Below are 19,316 nucleotides of genomic sequence, written 5' to 3'. Positions count from 1 at the left end.
CCTCAGTGCCACCAGTGGGTGAGTGCCTGGAGGTGACGGCGCATGCGGTGCTGGGCCAACTCTGCGTCACCGCTGAGGACCGCGTCCAGGATCCGCTGATGGACGTTCTGGACCTCGGTCAAAGCAGCGGGGTCCTGGGGGAACGTGAGGTTCTGCGCCGTGGCGTGGCGGCGGAAGAGCTCGGTGCTGATGTTGAGGAACAGGGCGAGGATGGGGTTGCCGGCGATGGCGGCGAGTTCCTTGTGGAATTCGTCCGCCAGACCCATGCGGGGGCCTTCGGCGGGCAACTGGATGACGGCGTTGAGACGTTCGGCGACGTCGTCCCCCGGCTGCCGCTGGACGACCTCGTTGACGATGCCCAGCTCGATGGCGTTGCGCGCGAGATGGAAATCTTCGGCCGTGACGTCCTGGTACTTCAGGAACAGGGCCATGGTGTCGATGCTGGCCTGCGGCTCGGGTTCGGTGACGATGAGCCCGCCGCCGGGTCCGCGGCGCATGCGGGCGACGGAGTGGTACTCCAGGATCCGGACGGCTTCGCGCAGCGCGGCCCGGCTGATCCGGTAGCGCGCGATGAGGGCGGTCTCCGAGCCGAGGACCGACCCGACCTGCCGGCCGCGGGCGGAGATGTCGTCGTGGATCCGGGCGGCGACGACCTCGGCGAGTTTGGCCCGGGGGCCTTCGACCTGCTCGGGTTCGATCACGCTGCCGCTGATGTGCGCGGCCTGGCGGACCCGGTGCTCCCGGATCCAGGCGGCGATCGCCTCGAGGTGGGCGGTGAGGTTGGTCTGGGCGCGGGCGCCGTCCCCGGCGATGACGGCGTCGACGGTGGCGCGGTGGGCCTGGTGGGAGGCCTGCTTCGCGGTCTGGACCTGCGCCTTGGGGATCCGGCGGGACGTGCGCGCGTACCGGGCGGTGAGCCGGGTGAGCACGTCGATGAACAGGTGCAGGACGGGGTTGCCGGAGAGCCGCCCCAGTTCCGGGTGAAAAGGATCCTGCAGGGAGATGCCGCGCTCGTCCTGGTGGTCGGCCTCGGCCTGCAAGATCGCGCGCAGGGTGGCGATGCCGTCCTCGGTGAGGCGCTCGGCGGCGAGCCCGGCGGCCATGGGTTCGAGGAGGAGCCGGGCCTGGAGCAGGTCGTCGACGCCGGTTCCGATGTACTCCAGGTAGATCACCAGCGCGCGGGTGGCCGGTCCGGCGTCGGGGGCGCAGACGAACAGTCCCCCGTTGGGCCCGCGGCGCATCCGGGCGACCTGGTGGTGCTCGACGAGCCGGACGGCCTCGCGCAGGACCGAGCGGCTCACCCCGAAGCGTTCGCGGAGGTCGGCCTCCGAGCCCAGGGAGCGCCCCACCGGCCAGCCGAGCCGCATCACCTCGGTCTCGATGTTGCGCGCGACCTTGGTGGCGAGCTTGCCGACCGGCGCGTCCTGCCGTTCCGCACCCATCTCGTCGCCGGCGGACTCGAGCCCCGTGGCCATCGCCATGCGCCAGCCTCCTTGAGTTCGCCATACACCCGCGCCGAAGTACCTCTCCCAACGAGAGAGGCGATTGCATCGGGCCCTACCGCATCGTCCGACAGCCAAAAGAGTATACGCATTAGGGGTTCGCGGTGATCTGCCCTGTACACTGACCCCCTGGCCATCCGATGTCGGCCCCGCGGTGAGATTCAGATCATCACTATTAATCGTCCTGAAGTCGAGAACGCACCGACGGCCGGGGCGGCCCGGGCGGTCGGGCCGTGCGGGACCCCCGGCTCGAAGTGCCCGCCGGCGACGGGATGACAATCGTCAAGGCGGGCCGCCACCTGGGTGGACCTGCGGACTGAGTGAGAGGACACGCCCGTGAGAGACGCCGTCATCGTCGATGCAGTGCGCACCCCCATCGGTAAACGGAACGGATCACTGGCCGGGGTGCACGCGGCCGACCTGTCCGCGCGGGTGCTCGACGCGCTCGTCCAGCGCACCGGAGTCGATCCCGCCACCGTGGACGACGTCGTCTGGGGCTGCGTGACCCAGCTCGGCGACCAGTCGAGCAACATCGGCAGGTTCGCGGTGCTCGCCGCCGGATGGCCCGAGCACGTCCCGGGGGTGACGATCAACCGGGCGTGCGGGTCAAGCCAGCAGGCCGTGGACTCCGCCGCGCACGCCGTCATGGCCGGGCAGTACGACCTGGTCGTCGCCGGTGGCGTGGAGACCATGAGCCGCGTGCCGCTCGGCTCGGCGCGGGGCACCGGGCAGCCTTACGGCCCGGCGGTCCTGGAGCGCTACGACGGCTTCGAGTTCAACCAGGGCGTCGGCGCCGAGCTGATCGCGGAGCGGTGGGGGTTCGACCGGGGGCGGCTCGACGCGTTCGCCTCCGACTCGCACGCCAAGGCCGCCGCGGCGATCGACGAGGGCGTCTTCGACGACCACATCGTGCCCGTCGACGTCGGCGGCGAGAAGTTCACCGCGGACGAGGGGCTGCGGAGGCAGACGACGCCCGAGACCCTGGCCGGCCTCAAGACGCCCTTCAAGCCCGACGGCGTGATCCACGCCGGCAACGCCTCGCAGATCTCCGACGGCGCGGCGGCGCTGCTCATCACCACCCCGGAACGGGCCCGGGAGCTGGGGCTGACCCCGATCGCGCGCTACCACGCGGGGGCGGTGAGCGGCGCCGACCCCGTCGTGATGCTCACCGGGCCGATCCCGGCGACGGAGAAGGTGCTGCGCCGGACCGGGCTGTCGGTCGGCGACATCGGCGTCTTCGAGGTCAACGAGGCGTTCGCGCCGGTGCCGCTCGCCTGGCTCGCCGAGACCGGCGCCGACCCCGAGCGGCTCAACCCCCTCGGCGGCGCCATCGCGGTCGGCCACCCGCTCGGCGCGTCCGGCGCCATCCTCATGACGCGGATGCTCGCCCAGATGCGGCGCCGGAACCTCCGCTACGGGCTGCAGACGATGTGCGAGGGCGGCGGCACGGCGAACGCCACCATCATCGAACTGCTGAGCTGACGGTTGGACGTACCACTCGTTTAATTGAATGATTCCAGAAAAGCCGCTATGGTCTGGGTCATGCCGACCATCGACGCCACAGCCCTCCTGCGGGGAGCCTCACTCAGGGTGACCCGTCCGAGGGTAGCCGTGCTGACGATGGTCGCGGAGAACCCCCACGCGGACACCGACACCATCGCGACGGCCGTCCGCCGCGAACTCGGTTCGGTGTCCACACAGGCGGTGTACGGCGTCCTGCACGCGCTCACCGACGCGGGCCTGGTCCGCCGCATCGAACCGGCCGGCTCGCCCGCCCGGTTCGAGACCCGTGTCGGTGACAACCACCACCACCTTGTGTGCCGCACCTGCGGCGCCATCGCGGACGTCAAGTGCGCGGTGGGCGAGGCGCCCTGCCTCGACGCCGAAGACCCGCGCGGATTCGTTCTCGACGAGGCCGAGGTGACCTACTGGGGGACCTGTCCCGACTGCCTGGCACGCGACGAATGAGCCCGACGAGCAACTCACCAAGGAGCGAGCTTTGCCTGAGAACAACCAGAAGCCACTGACCACGGTCGCCGGCGCACCGGTCCCCGACAACCAGAACTCGGTGACCGCCGGTCCCCGCGGCCCGATGCTCCTGCAGGACGTGTGGTTCCTGGAGAAGCTCGCGCACTTCGACCGCGAGGTCATCCCCGAGCGGCGGATGCACGCCAAGGGCTCGGGCGCGTTCGGCACGTTCACGGTGACCAACGACATTACCCAGTACACGACCGCGAAGATCTTCTCCGAGGTCGGCAAGAAGACCGAGATGTTCGCCCGCTTCTCCACCGTCGCCGGCGAGCGCGGCGCGGCCGACGCCGAGCGCGACATCCGCGGCTTCGCGCTGAAGTTCTACACCGACGAGGGCAACTGGGACCTCGTCGGCAACAACACCCCGGTGTTCTTCTTCCGCGACCCGCTGAAGTTCCCCGACCTCAACCACGCCGTGAAGCGCGACCCGCGCACCAACATGCGCGACGCCGAGAACAACTGGGACTTCTGGACGAACCTCCCCGAGGCGCTGCACCAGGTCACGATCGTCATGTCGGACCGCGGCATCCCCGCGTCGCTCCGCCACATGCACGGCTTCGGCTCGCACACCTACAGCTTCGTCAACGCCGAGGGCGAGCGGTTCTGGGTGAAGTTCCACCACCGCACCCAGCAGGGCATCAAGAACCTCACCGACGCCGAGGCCGAGGCGCTGATCGGCAAGGACCGCGAGTCCCACCAGCGCGACCTCTTCGAGTCGATCGAGAACGGCGACTTCCCGAAGTGGAAGCTGTGCGTCCAGATCATGCCGGAGGCCGACGCCGAGACCTACCGGTACCACCCCTTCGACCTCACCAAGGTCTGGTCGAAGAAGGACTACCCGCTGATCGAGGTCGGCGAGTGGGAGCTGAACCGCAACCCCGACAACTACTTCGCGGACGTGGAGCAGGCCGCCTTCACCCCCGCCAACGTGGTTCCGGGCATCGGTTTCTCGCCCGACAAGATGCTGCAGGGCCGGCTGTTCTCCTACGGTGACGCCCAGCGGTACCGCCTCGGCGTGAACCACCACCAGATCCCGGTCAACGCGCCGAAGAACCCGGTGAACTCCTACCACCGCGACGGCGCCATGCGCGTCGACGGCAACCAGGGCGCCACCCCGGGCATCGAGCCGAACTCCTACGGCCGCTGGCAGGAGCAGCCCTCCTACCGCGAGCCGAGCCAGGCCGTGGGCGCCGTCGCCGACCGGTTCAACTTCCGCGAGGACGACGACAACTACTTCGAGCAGCCCGGCATCCTGTTCCGCAACATGAGCCCCGAGCAGCAGCAGGTGCTCTTCGAGAACACCGCCCGCGCGATCGACGGCGCTTCGCAGGCGACCGTCGAGCGGCACATCGCCAACTGCACCCAGGCCGACCCCGCCTACGGCGAGGGCGTCCGCAAGGCGATCGAGGCGCTGGCGGCCGGCAACCTCTGAGCCCCGTACCCCGCCCCCGGCGTGACGCACGGTCACGCCGGGGGCGGGGTTCACGCGATCAGGAAGAGTTACTCATGAGCGACGCCAGACTGACGCCCGAGCAGACCGAGCGCATAATGGAGATCGCCATGGACCTCGCCCGGGAAGGCGACACCGAGCAACTGGCCGAGTTCGTCGACCACGGCCTCCCGGTCGACGTGGCCGACCCGAACGCGAACACCCTGCTCATGCTCGCCGCCTACCACGGGCACGCCGAGACGGTGCGCGCCCTCCTCGACCGCGGCGCGAACCCGGATCTGCGCAACGCGCGCGACCAGTCCCCCATCGCCGGTGCCATGTTCAAGGGCGCCGACGACGTCGTGGCCCTCCTCCGCGAGGCCGGCGCGGACCTCGACGCGGGCACCCCGAGCGCACGGGACACCGCCGCCATGTTCGGCCGGCAGCACCTGCTGACCGACTGACGTCCTCCGGCAGAGGAAGTTCAGCCCTCACCCGCGGCCGTCACCCGTCCGGTTCTCGATCGCGTGGACCACCGCCGCCATGTCGGACTGGCCGTGCCCGAGCGCCACCGTTTCGCCGTAGAGCGCGTGGCAGACGTCCAGCAGCGGTGAGGCGACCGCGGAGTCCCGGGCGGCCTCCGCGATCAGGCGGTTGTTGTCCAGGACGTTGAGGATCGACGCCTGGACGGAGAAGTCCCGCGCGACGAGCTTCCCGGCCTTCGCCCGCGACACGGTGCTGGCCATCGGACCGGCGTCGAGCACCTCCATGACCTGCCGCCGGTTCAGCCCGTGCCGGTCGGCGAAATGGAACGCCTCCGCCAGCCCGGTGACCATGGTGATCAGGAAGATGTTGACCGCCAGCTTCGTCACCAGCGCCCGCGGGACCGGCCCGCACGCGAACGTCCGCCGGCACATCAGCCGGACCAGCGGCCGGACGAACTCCACGTCCGCGCCCTCGCCGGCCAGCAACCCGATCAGCTCACCGCTCTCGGCGGGCCCCCGCGAGCCGGACACCGGACCCTCGACATACCGGCCCCCCGCCGCCCGGATCTCCGCTTCGAGACCCTGCGAATAGCCCGGCGACGTCGTCCCCATATGGACGATCACGCGCCGGTGGACATTCGCCGCGAAACGGAATGTGCCGCGTCCCAGCACGGAGTCGATGGCGGGGCCGTCGGCCAGCATGAGGAACACCACGTCCGCCCGCCGGCACACCTCGTCGGGACTGCCGGCCACCGCCGCCCCCGCCGCACGCAGCACTTCGCTCTTCTCCACCGTGCGATTCCAGACGACGAGCTTCGTCCCGGCCCGGACGAGGTTGAGCGCCATGGGCAGTCCCATGACGCCGAGGCCGACGAAACCAACGTTCATGTGCACCATCGCCTCCACGCTCTGGGTGGTGAGTCGGGCCGCACTCCGCCAAGGGGTGGCGGCGGAGCGCGGGGAGGGCATCGAGCTTGCCGATTATGACAACGGTCATGATAATGGTCCAGGTGGGAAGGGCAATATCCCAAGAACCTCTGAACGGCACGGAGAGGTCGGCATGACGACGTCCGAGCGAGGGCCCCGCGAGCGGATGGTCTTCAGCGCGGCCCAGCTCATCCGCCGCGACGGCGTCACGGCGACGGGCCTGCGCGAGGTCGTCTCCGACGCGGAGGCGCCGCGCGGCTCCCTGCAGCACTACTTCCCCGGCGGCAAGGAACAGCTGGTCAACGAGGCCGTGGAATGGGCGGGCCGCTACGCCGCCGACCGCATCGCCCGATTCCTCTCCACGATGTCGCGCCCCACTCCCGGCAAGCTGTTCGCGGCGATGGTCCGCCAGTGGACCGACGAGTTCAAGGCGACCGGCGACCTCAAGGGCTGCCCGGTCGCCGCCGCCACGGTCGACTGCGCCGACACCGTCGAATCCACCCGAGCCGCGTCCGCCGCCGCCTTCGCCTGCTGGCGCCGCCCGATCGCCCGCGAACTGACCGCGATGGGCGTCCCGCCCCGCAAGGCCGACGCCCTTGCGACACTGATGATCAGCTCCCTGGAGGGCGCGATCCTCATGTCACGAGCCGAACAGAACGTCCGCCCCCTCACCACGGTGGCCCGAGAACTGGCCCCCTACCTGGACTCCTGCGCAACCCAAGAAGCCTGACGGAAACGCGGCACACGCCGACTCACCCGACAGCCACACCGTGTCCGGGGCCCGGAGCGCCGCCGTCCCGTCCGCGACCCCACGATCGGTGGCCAACGTCACTTGACCTGCGCTGTCACAGGAATCGGGTCGGCGGCGTCCCATGCGCGAACAGTCACTTGTCCAAGGCAAGGAGAACGTCGTGCACCTCGCTCTGTGGATATCCGCCGGACTGCTGGCCGTGGTCGCACTGGTCGGCGGCATCACCAAAACCTTTGTCGGCAAGGAGAAATTGGCCGCGCACCACGGCGGCGAGTGGACGGCACACGTCGGCGCCGGCTTCGTCAAGACCTTGGGAATCCTGGAACTCCTGGCCGCGGCCGGCCTGATCCTGCCCGCAGCGCTCGACGTCGTCCCGGTCATGGTGCCGGTGACCGCCGCCTGCTGGATCTTGCTCATGATCGGCGCGATGATCACCCATGGCCGCCTCGGGCAGTTCAACCTAGTGATGCTGAACTCGGCCTACCTAGCACTCGCGGCCTTCATCACGTGGGGCCGCCTCGTCCCCGAGACCTTCAACTGACGCCCCCACTGCCCGAAGGAAGACGCCGTGCCCATGCAGCGCAAATCCGCAACGGGCCGCCGGACGAGGCCGTGCGCATGAGCCGTCCAACCTCGGCGGGTCGCCGTGGCCGTGGGGCCTTGATGTGCGGCGGGTCGGCCGGGCATGAGGCCTGGAAAGTGTGCCGAAGGTACCCTGACTACTTAGTAACCGGACCCACACCGCCGGAGGCACCACGAGCCATGCATGCGCTGACTCTCCCATTGCCGTCCGGCGACACCTGGACTCGGGCAGACTATGAGGCGCTGCCCGAAGACCTCCCGGTACGTGTAAGCCTCATCCACGGAGAACTCGTCGTGAACCCGCGGCCCCGTCCGATCCACCAGCGCATCGCGCGGCGCTTGGCGACCCGCATCGAAGACGCCGCTCCTGATGCCTGGCAGGTCGACACTGACGTGGACGTCCTCTTGGACGACGACGAGGTAGAGCCAGTCGAGATCGCCCCCGACATAGTCGTGTACTCCGCCGCCCACGACGTCTACGAACGTCCTATCCCTGCCGACCTGGTCGCTCTTGTCATCGAGGTGGTGTCACCGTCCACCAAGCGCAAGGACCGGCGGATTCAACCGACCTTGTACGCGGAGGCGCAAATCCGGCACTACTGGCGGGTGGAGACCGACCAGACCGCGCCGGCGTTCGCGATCTATACCTACGAGCTGGACGACGCCACCGGCGAATACGTCGCGACCGGCGTCCACCATGACCGGATCACCGCCACCCTGCCGTTCGACCTCGATATCGAGCTCAAGGCCGTCCGCGAGCGCTGATTTCCGAAACGCCTGGCAGGCCCCGAGACCGGGTGCGCTTCCTTCATCACATGCGTCACCGGCCGGGGTTCGTCTCAGACCTCCTCGCGCCACGCGAAGCTCGTCACGACGGACGGCGATCTTTCGAGATACGGCCGTCAGCCACCCTGCTGACAGGTGGGAAGCCAGCAGTAGGGACCGGGCCAGGCAAGTAGAGGGCCAGACGGGTCGTCGGCAAGTGCGGCGTCCGGTGCTCGCTCGGGAGTGGGCTCGGTGAGGAGCCCCGGATCATCCGGATAGCTCCCCAGCGGTGTTCTGGGTTAGGGGCCTGCGTTTGGCGGCGTCCTCGGGTTGGAGGCGCGCCGCCGCCGATGCCGTGCGCGTCGGTGGCTCGGCCGGTCGAAGTCCAGCCTCTGTCGCGCGGCCTCCAGGATCTCGTCCGGCTGGTTCACGTCGGCGTCCACATAGGCGGTCGCTCCCTGCGGCGTGCTGGTGAGCAGCGCGTGGCGTGGGCGAGGACCAGCGGGTCTACGCCGTCCGTCGGAACGTGGCCGCGCGATCGGCCGCTTCTGCAACCGGGACGCGCTGCCGGGGTCGGGTGGCGTCTGTGCAGGTTGTTGGGTGTTTTGGGTTTTCGGGCGTGCATAAAGTGCAGACCTTGACGCTCGGTATCGCGCGGGGCTAGTGTCCCACTATGAGCAACTAGGACCACAATGTGGTCCGGCGCGGGAGAGGGAGGGGCCATGGCGAGAAGTGGCTGGCGTATCGCGGCGGTGGCTCTGCTGGCGGCCGTGGGAATGGCGGGCTGCGCGGAGAACAAGCAGGCCGGCGAGGGCGGTCCGGCGGAGGCCGCCGGGGCGGGCGGGCAGATCGCCTTCGGGGTGGGGGTCGATCCCGCCTACTCGCCCATCTACCTCGCCGATCAGAAGGGCATGTTCAAGCAGGCCGGCCTGGACGTGAAGGTGGTCCAGTACCAGGAGGGCACCGGCGGGCTGGACGCCATCCTGGCCAAGCAGGGGCAGGTGGCGGCCAACACCGAGTCGAGCCTCCTCATGCGCGCCTCGCGCGGGAACCTCAAGTCGCTCGCCGTGTTCTCCCAGTCGGGCAGCTTCATCAAGCTGGTCGCCCGGGACGGCGTCGCCGATGTCAAGGACATCAAGAAGTACGGCGTCGTCGCGGGGACGGTCAACGAGTTCGCCACGAACAAGGTGCTGTCCTCCAAGGGCATCGACCGCGACTCGGTGGAGTTCGTCAAGTCGTCCCCGGCGGAGATGCCCGCGCTGCTGAAGCGCGGCGACATCGACGGGTACATCATGTGGGAGCCGTGGCCGAGCCGCGGCGTCGACAACGGCGGCAAGGTCCTGCTGACGAGCGGCGACGTCGGGTACGTCTACAACCTCGTCATCAACGTGGACGGCGCCTGGTACGACGCCAACCAGGCGAAGGCCAAGTCCCTGGTGAACGTGATCGGGCAGGCCTGCGAGCAGATCACCGCCGACCCCCAGGTCGCCGGCGCCGCCACCGAGAAGGCGATCAAGGTCCCGGCGGCCGAGGCGGTGTCGCTGCTCGAAGGCGTCGAGTGCAAGGTCCGCGACTTCACCGACGAGGACATCACGCGCTACGGCGAGATCACCGAGTTCCACGAGCAGGCCAACATCGTCGAGAAGAGGGTCGACGTGAAGTCCATTCTCGTACGGGGCGTGGCGTGACGGGCGGGCCCGCGCAGGCCGCCGGGTCGACGGTGCGGATCGAGGACGTCGACATCCGGTTCGGGGACTTTCTCGCCGTCAACGGGGCCTCGCTCGACATCGCGGCCGGCGAGTTCGTGTGCCTGCTCGGGCCCAGCGGTTGCGGTAAGTCGACGCTGCTCAACGCCGTCGCGGGCTTCGTTCCGCCGGCGTCCGGCCGGGTGCTCGTGGGGGACCGGCCGGTGACCGGGCCCGACGTGTCGCGCGGGGTGGTGTTCCAGAGCGGCGAGGCGCTGTTCCCTTGGCTGACCGTCAAGCAGAACGTCGAGTTCGGGCCCCGGATGCGCAAGCTTCCCAAGCAGCGGCGGGCCGCGCTCGCCGAGCACTACCTGGACATGGTGGGGCTGGCGCCCAGCGCGAAGCGGCTGCCCGGCGAACTCTCCGGCGGCATGCGGCAGCGCGTGCAGCTCGCCAGGGTCCTGGCGAACGAGCCCACGCTGGTGCTGATGGACGAGCCGTTCGGCGCCCTCGACGCGCAGACCCGGCAGGTCATGCAGGTCGAACTGGACCGCATCTGGCGGGAGTCGGGCAAGACCATCGTCTTCGTGACCCACGACATCGGTGAGGCGCTGCTCCTGGCCGACCGCGTCGTCACGATGACGGCCGGCCCCGCGGCCCGCATCAAAGAGGTGTACGAGATCGCGCTGCCCCGGCCGCGCGAGCTGACCGACCCCGACTGCGCGCGGTTGTACCGGCGGCTGCGGGACGACATCGGCGCCGAGGTCACCAAGACGTTGCGCGCCCAGGGGCTGGACGACGGCCACGCCGGCCGGACCCCGGAGGGAGCCGGCGCCGCCGTGATCGGAGAGACCCATGGCCGTTGACACCGAAAGCCTGCCTCCCACCAAGACCGCGGCCGGTGGCGGCGGCAGGTTCCCGAGCGGCCGTCCGCGGCTCCGCAGGGCCGGGATCTCGGTGCTCTCGGTGCTGCTGGGACTCGCTCTCTGGGACCTGGTGAGCCGCAACTACACCGCGTTCTTCTTCCCTTCGCCCCGCCTCACCCTGGACGGCGCGATCGACCTGGCGCGGGACGGGACGCTGTGGTCGGCCACCTCCGCGTCGGCGGGCCGGATCCTCGCCGGGTGGAGCATCGGCGTGCTGCTGGGCGTCCCGGTGGGGCTGGTGATGGGGCGGATCCAGTGGCTCCGGCTGCTCCTCGACCCCTACATCCAGTTCTTCCGGTTCGTGCCGCCGATCGCGTTCGTGACCCTGGCCATCATCTGGCTCGGGCCGGGCGAGGCGTCCAAGGTCGCACTGATCTTCTACACCAGCGTCTTCATCGTCACCGTCAACACTCTCGCCGGAGTGATGTCGATCGACGAGCTGCGGCTGCGCTCGGCCCAGTCGCTGGGGGCGAGCCAGTTCCAGACGCTGGTGTCGGTGGTGCTGCCGTCCACGGTGCCGTACGCGGTCACGGGCGCGCGGCTGGCGATGGGCAACTCCTTCCTCACCATCGTCTCGGCGGAGATCGTCGCGGCGGAGACCGGGCTCGGGTCGCTGATCTGGACCGCCCGCAACTACGCGCGGACCGAATGGGTCTTCGTGGGGATCGTCGCGCTCGGGGTGCTGGGCTACCTGTTCGACTGGATGCTGCGCGCCGGGACGCGCCTGACACTGCGCCGCTACGGCGTCACCGGGTGACCGCAGCCGAACCCGGCCGCCCGCCGCTCACTGGAAAGGTCTGACACTCACATGCTGCTCATCGGGGTGGACATCGGAGGCACTTTCACCGATGTCATCGTCTACGAGCCGGGCGGAGCCGTACTGCGGGAGGCGAAGACGCTGTCCACGCCCGACGATCCGGCGCGGGCCATCTTCGAGGGCCTGGCCGCGATCGGGGTGTCGCTCTCGGACGCAGGGCGGTTCGTGCACGGCACCACCCGGGTCACCAACGCGCTGCTGGAAGGGGCCGGGGAGCGGGTCGCGGTCCTGACGACCGAGGGGTTCCGCGACGTCCTGGAGATGGGGCTCGGGCACCGGCCCCGGCTCTACAGCGTGAAGGAGCCGGCGCGGGCTCCTCTGGTGCCCCGGCGGATGCGCTTCCCCGTCCGGGAGCGGGTCATGGCGGACGGCGGCGTGGAGACCCCCCTCGACCTGGACGGGCTCGACCGCGCCCTCGACGAGCTGGACCGCCTCGGCGACGACGCCCCGCGCGCGATCGCGGTGTGCCTGCTGCACTCCTACCGCAACCCCGCGCACGAACGGGCCGTCGCCGAGCGGGTCCTGGAGCGCAGGCCGGCGGCGGTGTGCAGCATCTCCTCGGAGGTCGTGCCCGAGCACGGCGAGTACGAGCGGTTCACGACGACGGTTCTGAACGCCAGCGTCCGGGGGACAGTGAGCGAGTACCTGGGCGGGCTGGGCGAGGCGCTCGCCAGCAGCGGCTACACCCGCCCCCTGTCGATCATGACCAGCAGCGGGGGCGTGGTCTCGACCCGGCAGGCCGGGCGGCTGCCGATCAACCTCGCGCTGTCCGGGCCCGCCGGCGGGGTGGCCGCGGGCGCCTATGTCGCGGCCCGCGCCGGGTTCGCCAACGTGATCACCTGCGACATCGGCGGCACCAGCACCGACGTCTGCCTGATCAAGGACGGCGCGGCGCTGATGACCAACCAGGGCCAGATCGCCGGCTACCCCAACAAGACCTTCCAGACCGAGATCAACACGATCGGCGCGGGCGGCGGGTCGGTGGCCTGGCGGGACGTCGGCGGCGAGCTGAGGGTCGGGCCGCGCAGCGCCGGTTCGCGCCCCGGGCCCGCGGCGTACGGGCGGGGCGGGCGGGAGCCGACGACCACGGACGCGCACCTCCTGGTCGGCCACCTCGACGCCGCCGCCGCGCTCGGCGGCCAGGTCGAGCTGCGCGCCGACCTGGCGGAGGAGGCGATGGAGAGGCTGGCGTCGGAGTTCGGCGACCTGACGGCGATGGAACTGGCCCACGGAATCCTGCGGCTCGCCACCGTCAAGATGACCAGCGCCATCAAGGAGATCTCGGTCGCGCGCGGCCACGATCCCCGCGACTTCGTGCTGATGCCGTTCGGCGGGGCGGGGCCCATGCACGCGACCGCGCTCGCCGACGAGCTGGGCATCGAGCGGGTGCTGGTGCCGCCCGTCCCGGGCAACTTCTCCGCGCTCGGCTTCGTCGCCGCGCGGGCCCGGCACGACTACGTCCGCACCGTCCTGGTCGCCGCCGACGAGGCCGGGCTGGACACGGTGCGCGGCCTGGTGGCGGAGATGGCGGAGGCGGCGCGGGAGCTGATGAAGGACGAGGACGGCGTCGACCCGGACGACATCGTCTTCGCGCTGTCGGTCGGGATGCGGTTCCGCGGCCAGAGCTTCGATGTGGCCGTCCCGTTCGAGGAACTGCCCGAAGCGCCGGAGGACCTGGTCACCGCCTTCTACGACGCGTACGCCGAGCGGTACTCCTACGCCCGTTCCGGTCACCCCGTCGAGATCGTGAACTGCCGGCTGAGCGCGTTCGGTCCCGCGGCGGACCTGGTCTTCCCTCCGCCCGGCGGCTCCGCGCCCGAGCCCGGGGCCACCCGCGTCTACGGGCCGGACGGCTGGACGGACGCCACCGAGTGGCACCGCGCCGACCTCACCGAGGGCACCCGTGTCGTGGGTCCCGCGGTGGTCCGGGAGATCGGCAGCACCACCGTGGTCGGCCGGGGCTGGACGGGCATGGTGGACCGGCAGCGCAACCTGCTGCTCGTGCGGGAATGAACGCCATGCCGGACCCGCTGGCGCTGGACGCGCTCGTGCTCGACCGGGCGGAGGCGCATCCGGACCGTCCGCTCTACGCCTTCCCCGAGTCGCGGCGGCCCGTGACCGCCGGCGAGTTCGCCGACCAGGCGGGCCGCGCCGCGGCCGTCCTAGCGGGGATGGGCATCGGCCGCGGCGGCCGCTTCGCGGTGTGGGCGGAGAACGGGCTGCCCTGGCTGGTGCTGCTGGCGGCCGCCGCCTGGCGCGGCGCGACGCTGGTGACGCTGCATCCGGGTCTGCGCGAGAACGAGCTGGCCGAGGGCCTGCGCCGGGCCCGACCGGACGCGCTCCTGGCCGCCGCCCGGATCAGGGACGAGTCCACCGCCGGCCTCCTCGGTCGCCTGGCGCCCCTCGTCCCGGGCCCGGCGGGGGAACGCGTGCGGGTCTTCGACCAGGACCGGGGGAGCGACGCACTCGCCGCCCTGCCGGGCTGGGACGAGCCGGTCCCGCCGCCCGCCGCCGACTCCGCGGCCCCGCTGAACGTCCAGTTCACCTCCGGGTCGACGGGGTCCCCGAAGATGGTGGCGCTGCCCGCCGCGAGCCTGATCCTCAACGCCCGCTGGACGGCCGGCGCCGCCGGCATCGGCGGGGACGACGCGCTCGCCTCGCCCCTGCCGCTCGCACACGCCGCCGGGCTGGGAAGCGGTGCGATCCTCGCGCTGGTGACCGGGGCCCTGTGGGCGTCCCCGCGCAGGTTCCGCCCGGAGGCGGTGCTGGATCAGATCGTCCGGTACCGCTGCACGGTCCTGCAGGCAGTGCCGACGATGGCCGAGATGCTCGTCGAGCGCGTCGAGGCGGAGCCCGGCCGCTGGGATCTGTCCTCGCTGCGGCTGGGCTTCCTCGGCGGGGCGTCCTGCACCTCGGGGCTGGTGGCGCGTACCAGGCGGGTGCTGGGCCTTGACCGGGTGGCGGTGATCTACGGGCAGACCGAGGCGGGGCCGACGATCAGCGTCGATCCCGGGGACGGCTCCTGCGAACCGCGGCCCGGCGGCGTCGGACGCGTGCTGCCGCAGGTCACGGCCCGGATCGTCGAACCCGGAACGGAAAGCTCCGTACCGCCGGGCCGGGAGGGGGAGCTGCTGGTGCGCAGCGCGTCCCTGGCGACCGGGTACGTCGGCGACGCCGGCGCGACGGCCGCCGCGTTCGTCTCGGGCGGCTGGCTGCGCACGGGCGACCGGGCGCGGCTGGCCGGCGACGGCGTGCTCGTCCTCACCGGCCGCCTCAAGAACATGATCATCCGCGGCGGGGAGAACATCGGCTCCGCCGAGGTGGAGGAGGCACTGCTGGAACAGCCGGGGGTCGGCCGCGCCTGCGTCGCCGGGGTGCCGTCGGAGCGCTGGGGCGAGGAGGTCGGCGCGTTGATCGTGCCCTCGCCGGGTGCCGAGGTGGATCCCGCGGAGATCACCGCGGGGGTGGCCGCGCGCCTGGCCCGGTACAAGGTCCCGACCCTGCTGAAGGTGGTGGACGAGCTGCCGCTGCTGCCGAACGGCAAGGTCGACGGAGGCGCGGTCCGTGCCGCGCTGTCCCGGGAACGAACGGGAGGGAACCCGTGAATCCGGCCGCTTCCTGCTTCCTGGACTCGCTGACCGTCACCAGCTTCTTCGGCAACGACGAGATGCGAGGCATCTTCAACGATCGCGCGCTCCTCCAGTCCTGGCTGGACGTGGAGGCGGCACTGGCGCGGGCTCAGGCCGGCCTCGGCGTCATCCCGCACCGCGCGGCCGAGGCGATCACCGCGGCGGCCCGCGTGGAACGGCTGGATCTCCACGCCGTCGCCTCCGGTGCGCAGGACACCGTCCACCCGCTCGTGCCGATGGTGCGGGCGCTGACCGACGCCTGCGAAGGCGACGCGGGACGCCACGTGCACCTCGGCGCCACCACCCAGGACGTCATGGACACCGGGTTCGTACTGTGCGTCCGCGAGGGCCTGCGGGTCGTGCGGCGGCAGATCGACGAGCTGATCCGGCGCCTGCGCAGGCTGGCGCTGCGGCACCGCGACACCGTGATGCCCGCCCGGACCCACGGCCAGCAGGCGCTGCCGACCACCTTCGGGTTGCGCTGCGCGGTCTGGCAGAGCGAACTCCAGCGGCACCGCGCGCGGCTGGCCGAGCTGTCCCCCCGGCTGCTGGTGATCAGCATGGGCGGCGCGGCGGGGACCATGGCCGGGTACGGGCCGCACGCGTTCGAACTCGAAGGCGCCATGGCCGCCGACCTCGGGCTGGGCGTCGCCGAGACGCCGTGGCACTCGTCCCAGGACCGGTTCGCCGAGTGCCTGCTCGCGCTCGGGCTGGTGGCGGCCAGCGTCGAGAAGCTCGCCCGGGAGGTCTACTTCCTCGGCCGCACCGAGATCGGCGAGGCGTACGAGCCGCAGGGCGGGGCCCAGGTCGGCAGCAGCACCATGCCGCACAAGCGCAACCCCATCCGCTGCGAGGCGGTGATCGCGGCGGCGACCACGCTGCGCGCCCAGGTCCCCGTCGCGCTGCAGGCGATGGTCGCGCAGGACGACCGCGACATGGGCGTCGGGATGACCCTGTGGAAGCTGCTGCCCGAATGCTTCATCCTCGCGGGCGGCGCACTGGAACGGCTGCTGGAGGTCTTCGGCGACCTCGGTGTGAACCCGGCGAGGATGCGCGCCAACCTCGACGCCACCGGCGGCCTGGTCCTGTCGGAGTCGGTGATGCTGCGGCTGGCGCCCCTTCTCGGCCGCGAGGAGGCGCACGCCCTGGTGCACCGGATCGTGGCCGAAAGCCTGGAGCACGGGCGCCCGTTCGCCGCCGCGCTGCGCGCCGACCCGCAGGTCGCCGCCGCCCTTACCCCCGCCGAGATCGACGGGCTGCTGGACCCGCTGTCGTACGTCGGCCACGCGGCCGCCCTCGTGGACCGCGCCCTGCTCAACTCGGAGACCACATGAACGACATCACTGACCCGCCGGCCGGGGACGGGGGCGAGGCGGGCGAGCCGGTGACCCTGCGGATCGAGGGCAGGCTCGCCACCGTGGTGCTGAACCGTCCCGAACGCCGCAACTCCTTCGACCTGGCGATGCTGGCGCGTTTCGAGGACGTCCTGCACCGGCTCGGCCGCGAACCCGGGGTGGAGGTGGTCGTCCTCACCGGCAACGGCGCGGCCTTCTGCGCCGGGACGGACCTGGACGAGCTGGCCACGCTCGACGCCGCCGTCACGATGGACGTGCAGCGCCGCACCGCCGAGCTCGTGGAGCGCTGGTACCGGCTGGAGCAGACGACCGTGACGGCGTTCAACGGTCCCGCGATCGGTTCCGGGGCGGTCCTCGGCCTGGCCTCCGACCTGCGGCTGGCCGCCACGACGTGCTTCTTCACCTTCCCGGAGGTGAGCTTCGGGATCCCGCTCACCTGGAGCGGGATGGCGATCCTCGCCGACCTGGCCGGCGCCGACCGCGCCAAGCGGTGGGTGATGCTCGGGGAACGGATCGAGACCGGCGCGATGCTCCACCACGAGCTGGTGATGCGCGTCGAGCCTCCGGGGGAGCCGCTGGAGCGGGCGGCCGCGGAGCTGGCCGGGCGGCTGCTGGCGGACCCGCCGCTCGGCCGGTCCATGGCCAAGCGCGCCGCCCGGCTGGCCGGGCCGCGGTTCGAGGCGGTCGCCGCCGACTCCTACATGGGCGCGCTCAGCGTGGCGCTCCGCCCGCCCGGCGACTATCCCCGGGCGCGGAGGGGCGGGCAGCGGTGAAGGTCTTCCAGGCGCTGGCCGACGAGCTGGTCGCGCAGGGCGTCGACACGGTGTTCGGCCTGATGGGCGACGCGAACATGTTCCTGCTGTCCGATCTGATCGAGCGGCACGGCGTGCGCTACATCGCTGCGCGGAACGAGAACGCCGCCGTCATGATGGCCGACGGGTATGCCCGTGCAACGGGGCGCTGCGGCGTCGCGACGGTGACGCAGGGACCGGGGCTGGCCTCGGCGGGCAACGCCCTGACCATCGCCCGCCAGGCCCGGACGCCGCTGGTGCTGCTGGCCGGGGACACGCCGGTGGCCGATCCGCTCCACGTCCAGAACTTCGAGCAGCAGCCGTTCGCGCTGGCCACGGCGGGACGGTTTGTGCCGGTGCGCACGCCGGGCACCGCGCGCCGGGACGCGGCCCTGGCCTTCCGGGAGGCCCGGACGGGACCCGGGCCGGTGGTCCTCAACGCCCCCATGGACATGCAGGACGAGGACGCCGACCCCGATGAGGCCGTCCCGCGCCTGCCGGCCGGCGTCGGCGTCCAGGTGAGGCCGGCCCCCGATCCCGGGGCGCTCGCGGCCGTCGCCGATGCGCTGCGGACGGCGCGGCGCCCGGTGATCCTCGCCGGCCGCGGCGCCGAGCACGCCGCCGGGGAACTGGTCGCGCTGGCCGACCGGCAGGACGCCGTGCTCACCACGACCCTGATGGCGGCCGGGCTGTTCACCGGGCACCCGTACGCGCTGGGAGTGGCGGGCGGACTGGCCCGTCCGCTGACCCGGGAGACGCTGGGACGCGCGGACCTCGTGGTGGCCTTCGGCGCCGGGCTGAACCGGTGGACGGCCGACCACGGCAACCTGTTCCCCGCGGCCGCGGTCATCTGCGTGGACGTCGACCCGGCCGCGATCGGGGCGCGCTGGCCCGCCGATCACGGTCTGGTCGCCGACGCCGCCCTCGCGGCCGGGGAGCTGTCCCGGGCACTGCCGGAGCGCCGCCGCCCGGAGTGGCGCACCCACAAACTGGCCGCGAAGATCGCCTCGGCGGACCCGTTCGACGGTGTACCCGACGGGGACGCGGCGTCCGACGGCGACCGCATCGACCCCCGGTCGTTCATGCGGATCTGCGCGCGGCGGCTGCCCGCCGACCGGACGACGGTCGTCGGCGTCGGCCACTTCGGTGGCTGGCCGAACCTGTATCTCGACTCCAGGGCCACCGACCGCGCGTTCCTGGCCCCGTGGGAGTTCGGCAGCATCGGGGTGGGGACGGCCTTCGGCATCGGCGCGGCGGCGGGCCGGCCCGACCGTCCGGTCGTCGTCTTCGAGGGCGACGGCAGCCTTCTGACGTCGCTCGGGGAACTCGACACCCTGGCCCGGTCCGGACTTCCCGTCCTCGTGGTGGTCCTGGACGACGCCGCCTATGGGGCGGAGGTGCGCAAGCTCGTCCCGCGCGGTGCCGATCCCGGACCGGCGCGGTTCCCTCCCCGCGACCTGGCGGCCGTGGCGCGGGCTCTCGGCGTCCCCGCCCACGCCGCGGGCGACGCGGCGTCGGCGGAGGCGGCGTTCGACGCGCTGTTGCCGCTGCGGGGTCCCGCACTGCTCCATGTACGGGTGGCCCGTGGTGCCGTCCAGGACCGGTTCTGAGGCGCGGGCCGGTCCCGGACGGGGCCGTGCC

General features: G+C 71.7%; 17 protein-coding genes and 1 pseudogene. 15 read left to right on the top strand and 3 right to left on the bottom strand.

What is annotated here, in order from left to right; genetic code table 11:
• Positions 1-2: 2 nt before the first annotated feature.
• Positions 3-1,481, bottom strand: coding sequence for an FCD domain-containing protein (locus AB0C35_RS32675; protein WP_358464472.1), 1,479 nt, complete (start codon positions 1,479-1,481; stop codon positions 3-5).
• 357 nt (positions 1,482-1,838) lie between these two features.
• Between AB0C35_RS32675 and AB0C35_RS32670 the strand changes: the two genes are divergently transcribed.
• From AB0C35_RS32670 to AB0C35_RS32655, 4 genes are all read left to right on the top strand, one after another.
• On the top strand, positions 1,839-2,984 hold the full coding sequence (locus tag AB0C35_RS32670; protein WP_358464470.1) for a thiolase family protein: 1,146 nt from the start codon (positions 1,839-1,841) through the stop codon (positions 2,982-2,984).
• 60 nt (positions 2,985-3,044) lie between these two features.
• A complete protein-coding gene (locus AB0C35_RS32665; protein ID WP_358464468.1) occupies positions 3,045-3,470 on the top strand; it encodes a Fur family transcriptional regulator in 426 nt (141 codons plus the stop codon).
• Positions 3,471-3,501: 31 nt separating this feature from the next.
• On the top strand, positions 3,502-4,965 hold the full coding sequence (locus AB0C35_RS32660; RefSeq protein WP_358464467.1) for a catalase: 1,464 nt from the start codon (positions 3,502-3,504) through the stop codon (positions 4,963-4,965).
• A gap of 74 nt (positions 4,966-5,039) precedes the next feature.
• A complete protein-coding gene (locus AB0C35_RS32655) occupies positions 5,040-5,426 on the top strand; it encodes an ankyrin repeat domain-containing protein (RefSeq protein WP_358464465.1) in 387 nt (128 codons plus the stop codon).
• Between the two features lie 27 nt (positions 5,427-5,453).
• Here AB0C35_RS32655 and AB0C35_RS32650 read toward each other — a convergent pair whose 3' ends face one another.
• A complete protein-coding gene (locus AB0C35_RS32650) occupies positions 5,454-6,344 on the bottom strand; it encodes an NAD(P)-dependent oxidoreductase (RefSeq protein ID WP_358464683.1) in 891 nt (296 codons plus the stop codon).
• A gap of 163 nt (positions 6,345-6,507) precedes the next feature.
• Between AB0C35_RS32650 and AB0C35_RS32645 the strand changes: the two genes are divergently transcribed.
• From AB0C35_RS32645 to AB0C35_RS32635, 3 genes are all read left to right on the top strand, one after another.
• Positions 6,508-7,104 carry a TetR/AcrR family transcriptional regulator gene (locus AB0C35_RS32645; protein ID WP_358464463.1) on the top strand — a complete coding sequence of 199 codons (597 nt, stop codon included), beginning with the start codon at positions 6,508-6,510 and terminating at the stop codon, positions 7,102-7,104.
• A 181-nt stretch (positions 7,105-7,285) separates the two neighbouring features.
• Complete coding sequence (locus AB0C35_RS32640) at positions 7,286-7,666, top strand: DoxX family protein (RefSeq protein ID WP_358464461.1); 381 nt, start codon at positions 7,286-7,288, stop codon at positions 7,664-7,666.
• Between the two features lie 77 nt (positions 7,667-7,743).
• Positions 7,744-8,472: a Uma2 family endonuclease gene (locus AB0C35_RS32635; protein ID WP_358464459.1), complete on the top strand. Its 729-nt coding sequence runs from the start codon at positions 7,744-7,746 to the stop codon at positions 8,470-8,472.
• A gap of 371 nt (positions 8,473-8,843) precedes the next feature.
• Here the strand turns inward: AB0C35_RS32635 and AB0C35_RS32630 are convergent.
• Positions 8,844-8,980: pseudogene (locus AB0C35_RS32630) on the bottom strand (SAM-dependent methyltransferase); the annotation flags it as partial.
• A gap of 214 nt (positions 8,981-9,194) precedes the next feature.
• Here AB0C35_RS32630 and AB0C35_RS32625 point away from each other — a divergent pair.
• The 8 genes from AB0C35_RS32625 to AB0C35_RS32590 are packed head-to-tail and all read left to right on the top strand — an operon-like array spanning position 9,195 to position 19,285.
• Complete coding sequence (locus tag AB0C35_RS32625) at positions 9,195-10,160, top strand: ABC transporter substrate-binding protein (RefSeq protein ID WP_358464456.1); 966 nt, start codon at positions 9,195-9,197, stop codon at positions 10,158-10,160.
• Positions 10,157-11,023 carry an ABC transporter ATP-binding protein gene (locus AB0C35_RS32620; protein ID WP_358464453.1) on the top strand — a complete coding sequence of 289 codons (867 nt, stop codon included), beginning with the start codon at positions 10,157-10,159 and terminating at the stop codon, positions 11,021-11,023. Before AB0C35_RS32625 ends, AB0C35_RS32620 begins: the two co-directional genes overlap by 4 nt.
• A complete protein-coding gene (locus tag AB0C35_RS32615; protein WP_358464450.1) occupies positions 11,013-11,840 on the top strand; it encodes an ABC transporter permease in 828 nt (275 codons plus the stop codon). Before AB0C35_RS32620 ends, AB0C35_RS32615 begins: the two co-directional genes overlap by 11 nt.
• A 51-nt stretch (positions 11,841-11,891) precedes the next feature.
• Positions 11,892-13,913 carry a hydantoinase/oxoprolinase family protein gene (locus tag AB0C35_RS32610; RefSeq protein ID WP_358464448.1) on the top strand — a complete coding sequence of 674 codons (2,022 nt, stop codon included), beginning with the start codon at positions 11,892-11,894 and terminating at the stop codon, positions 13,911-13,913.
• A complete protein-coding gene (locus AB0C35_RS32605) occupies positions 13,910-15,505 on the top strand; it encodes a class I adenylate-forming enzyme family protein (RefSeq protein ID WP_358464445.1) in 1,596 nt (531 codons plus the stop codon). Before AB0C35_RS32610 ends, AB0C35_RS32605 begins: the two co-directional genes overlap by 4 nt.
• A complete protein-coding gene (purB, locus tag AB0C35_RS32600; RefSeq protein WP_358464442.1) occupies positions 15,502-16,863 on the top strand; it encodes an adenylosuccinate lyase in 1,362 nt (453 codons plus the stop codon). Before AB0C35_RS32605 ends, purB begins: the two co-directional genes overlap by 4 nt.
• Entirely contained in the window at positions 16,860-17,657 is a 798-nt protein-coding gene (locus AB0C35_RS32595; protein WP_358464439.1) for an enoyl-CoA hydratase/isomerase family protein, read from the top strand. Before purB ends, AB0C35_RS32595 begins: the two co-directional genes overlap by 4 nt.
• On the top strand, positions 17,654-19,285 hold the full coding sequence (locus AB0C35_RS32590) for a thiamine pyrophosphate-binding protein (protein WP_358464436.1): 1,632 nt from the start codon (positions 17,654-17,656) through the stop codon (positions 19,283-19,285). Before AB0C35_RS32595 ends, AB0C35_RS32590 begins: the two co-directional genes overlap by 4 nt.
• The last annotated feature ends 31 nt before the right edge of the window (positions 19,286-19,316 follow it).

Source organism: Spirillospora sp. NPDC048819 (assembly GCF_040650055.1).
Taxonomy (GTDB): domain Bacteria; phylum Actinomycetota; class Actinomycetes; order Streptosporangiales; family Streptosporangiaceae; genus Spirillospora.
The sequence above is the reverse complement of the archived record's forward strand: the minus strand, read 5'-3'. Positions and strand labels throughout refer to the sequence as shown.

Bases quoted from the DNA above. Each gene is read 5' to 3' on its own strand.
- AB0C35_RS32605 (WP_358464445.1), top strand. From the start codon at position 13,910: ATGAACGCCATGCCGGACCCGCTGGCGCTGGACGCGCTCGTGCTCGAC.
- AB0C35_RS32625 (WP_358464456.1), top strand. From the start codon at position 9,195: ATGGCGAGAAGTGGCTGGCGTATCGCGGCGGTGGCTCTGCTGGCGGCC.
- AB0C35_RS32675 (WP_358464472.1), bottom strand. From the start codon at position 1,481: ATGGCGATGGCCACGGGGCTCGAGTCCGCCGGCGACGAGATGGGTGCG.
- AB0C35_RS32645 (WP_358464463.1), top strand. From the start codon at position 6,508: ATGACGACGTCCGAGCGAGGGCCCCGCGAGCGGATGGTCTTCAGCGCG.
- AB0C35_RS32635 (WP_358464459.1), top strand. From the start codon at position 7,744: ATGAGCCGTCCAACCTCGGCGGGTCGCCGTGGCCGTGGGGCCTTGATG.
- AB0C35_RS32610 (WP_358464448.1), top strand. From the start codon at position 11,892: ATGCTGCTCATCGGGGTGGACATCGGAGGCACTTTCACCGATGTCATC.
- AB0C35_RS32595 (WP_358464439.1), top strand. From the start codon at position 16,860: ATGAACGACATCACTGACCCGCCGGCCGGGGACGGGGGCGAGGCGGGC.
- AB0C35_RS32655 (WP_358464465.1), top strand. From the start codon at position 5,040: ATGAGCGACGCCAGACTGACGCCCGAGCAGACCGAGCGCATAATGGAG.
- AB0C35_RS32650 (WP_358464683.1), bottom strand. From the start codon at position 6,344: ATGGTGCACATGAACGTTGGTTTCGTCGGCCTCGGCGTCATGGGACTG.
- AB0C35_RS32665 (WP_358464468.1), top strand. From the start codon at position 3,045: ATGCCGACCATCGACGCCACAGCCCTCCTGCGGGGAGCCTCACTCAGG.
- AB0C35_RS32615 (WP_358464450.1), top strand. From the start codon at position 11,013: ATGGCCGTTGACACCGAAAGCCTGCCTCCCACCAAGACCGCGGCCGGT.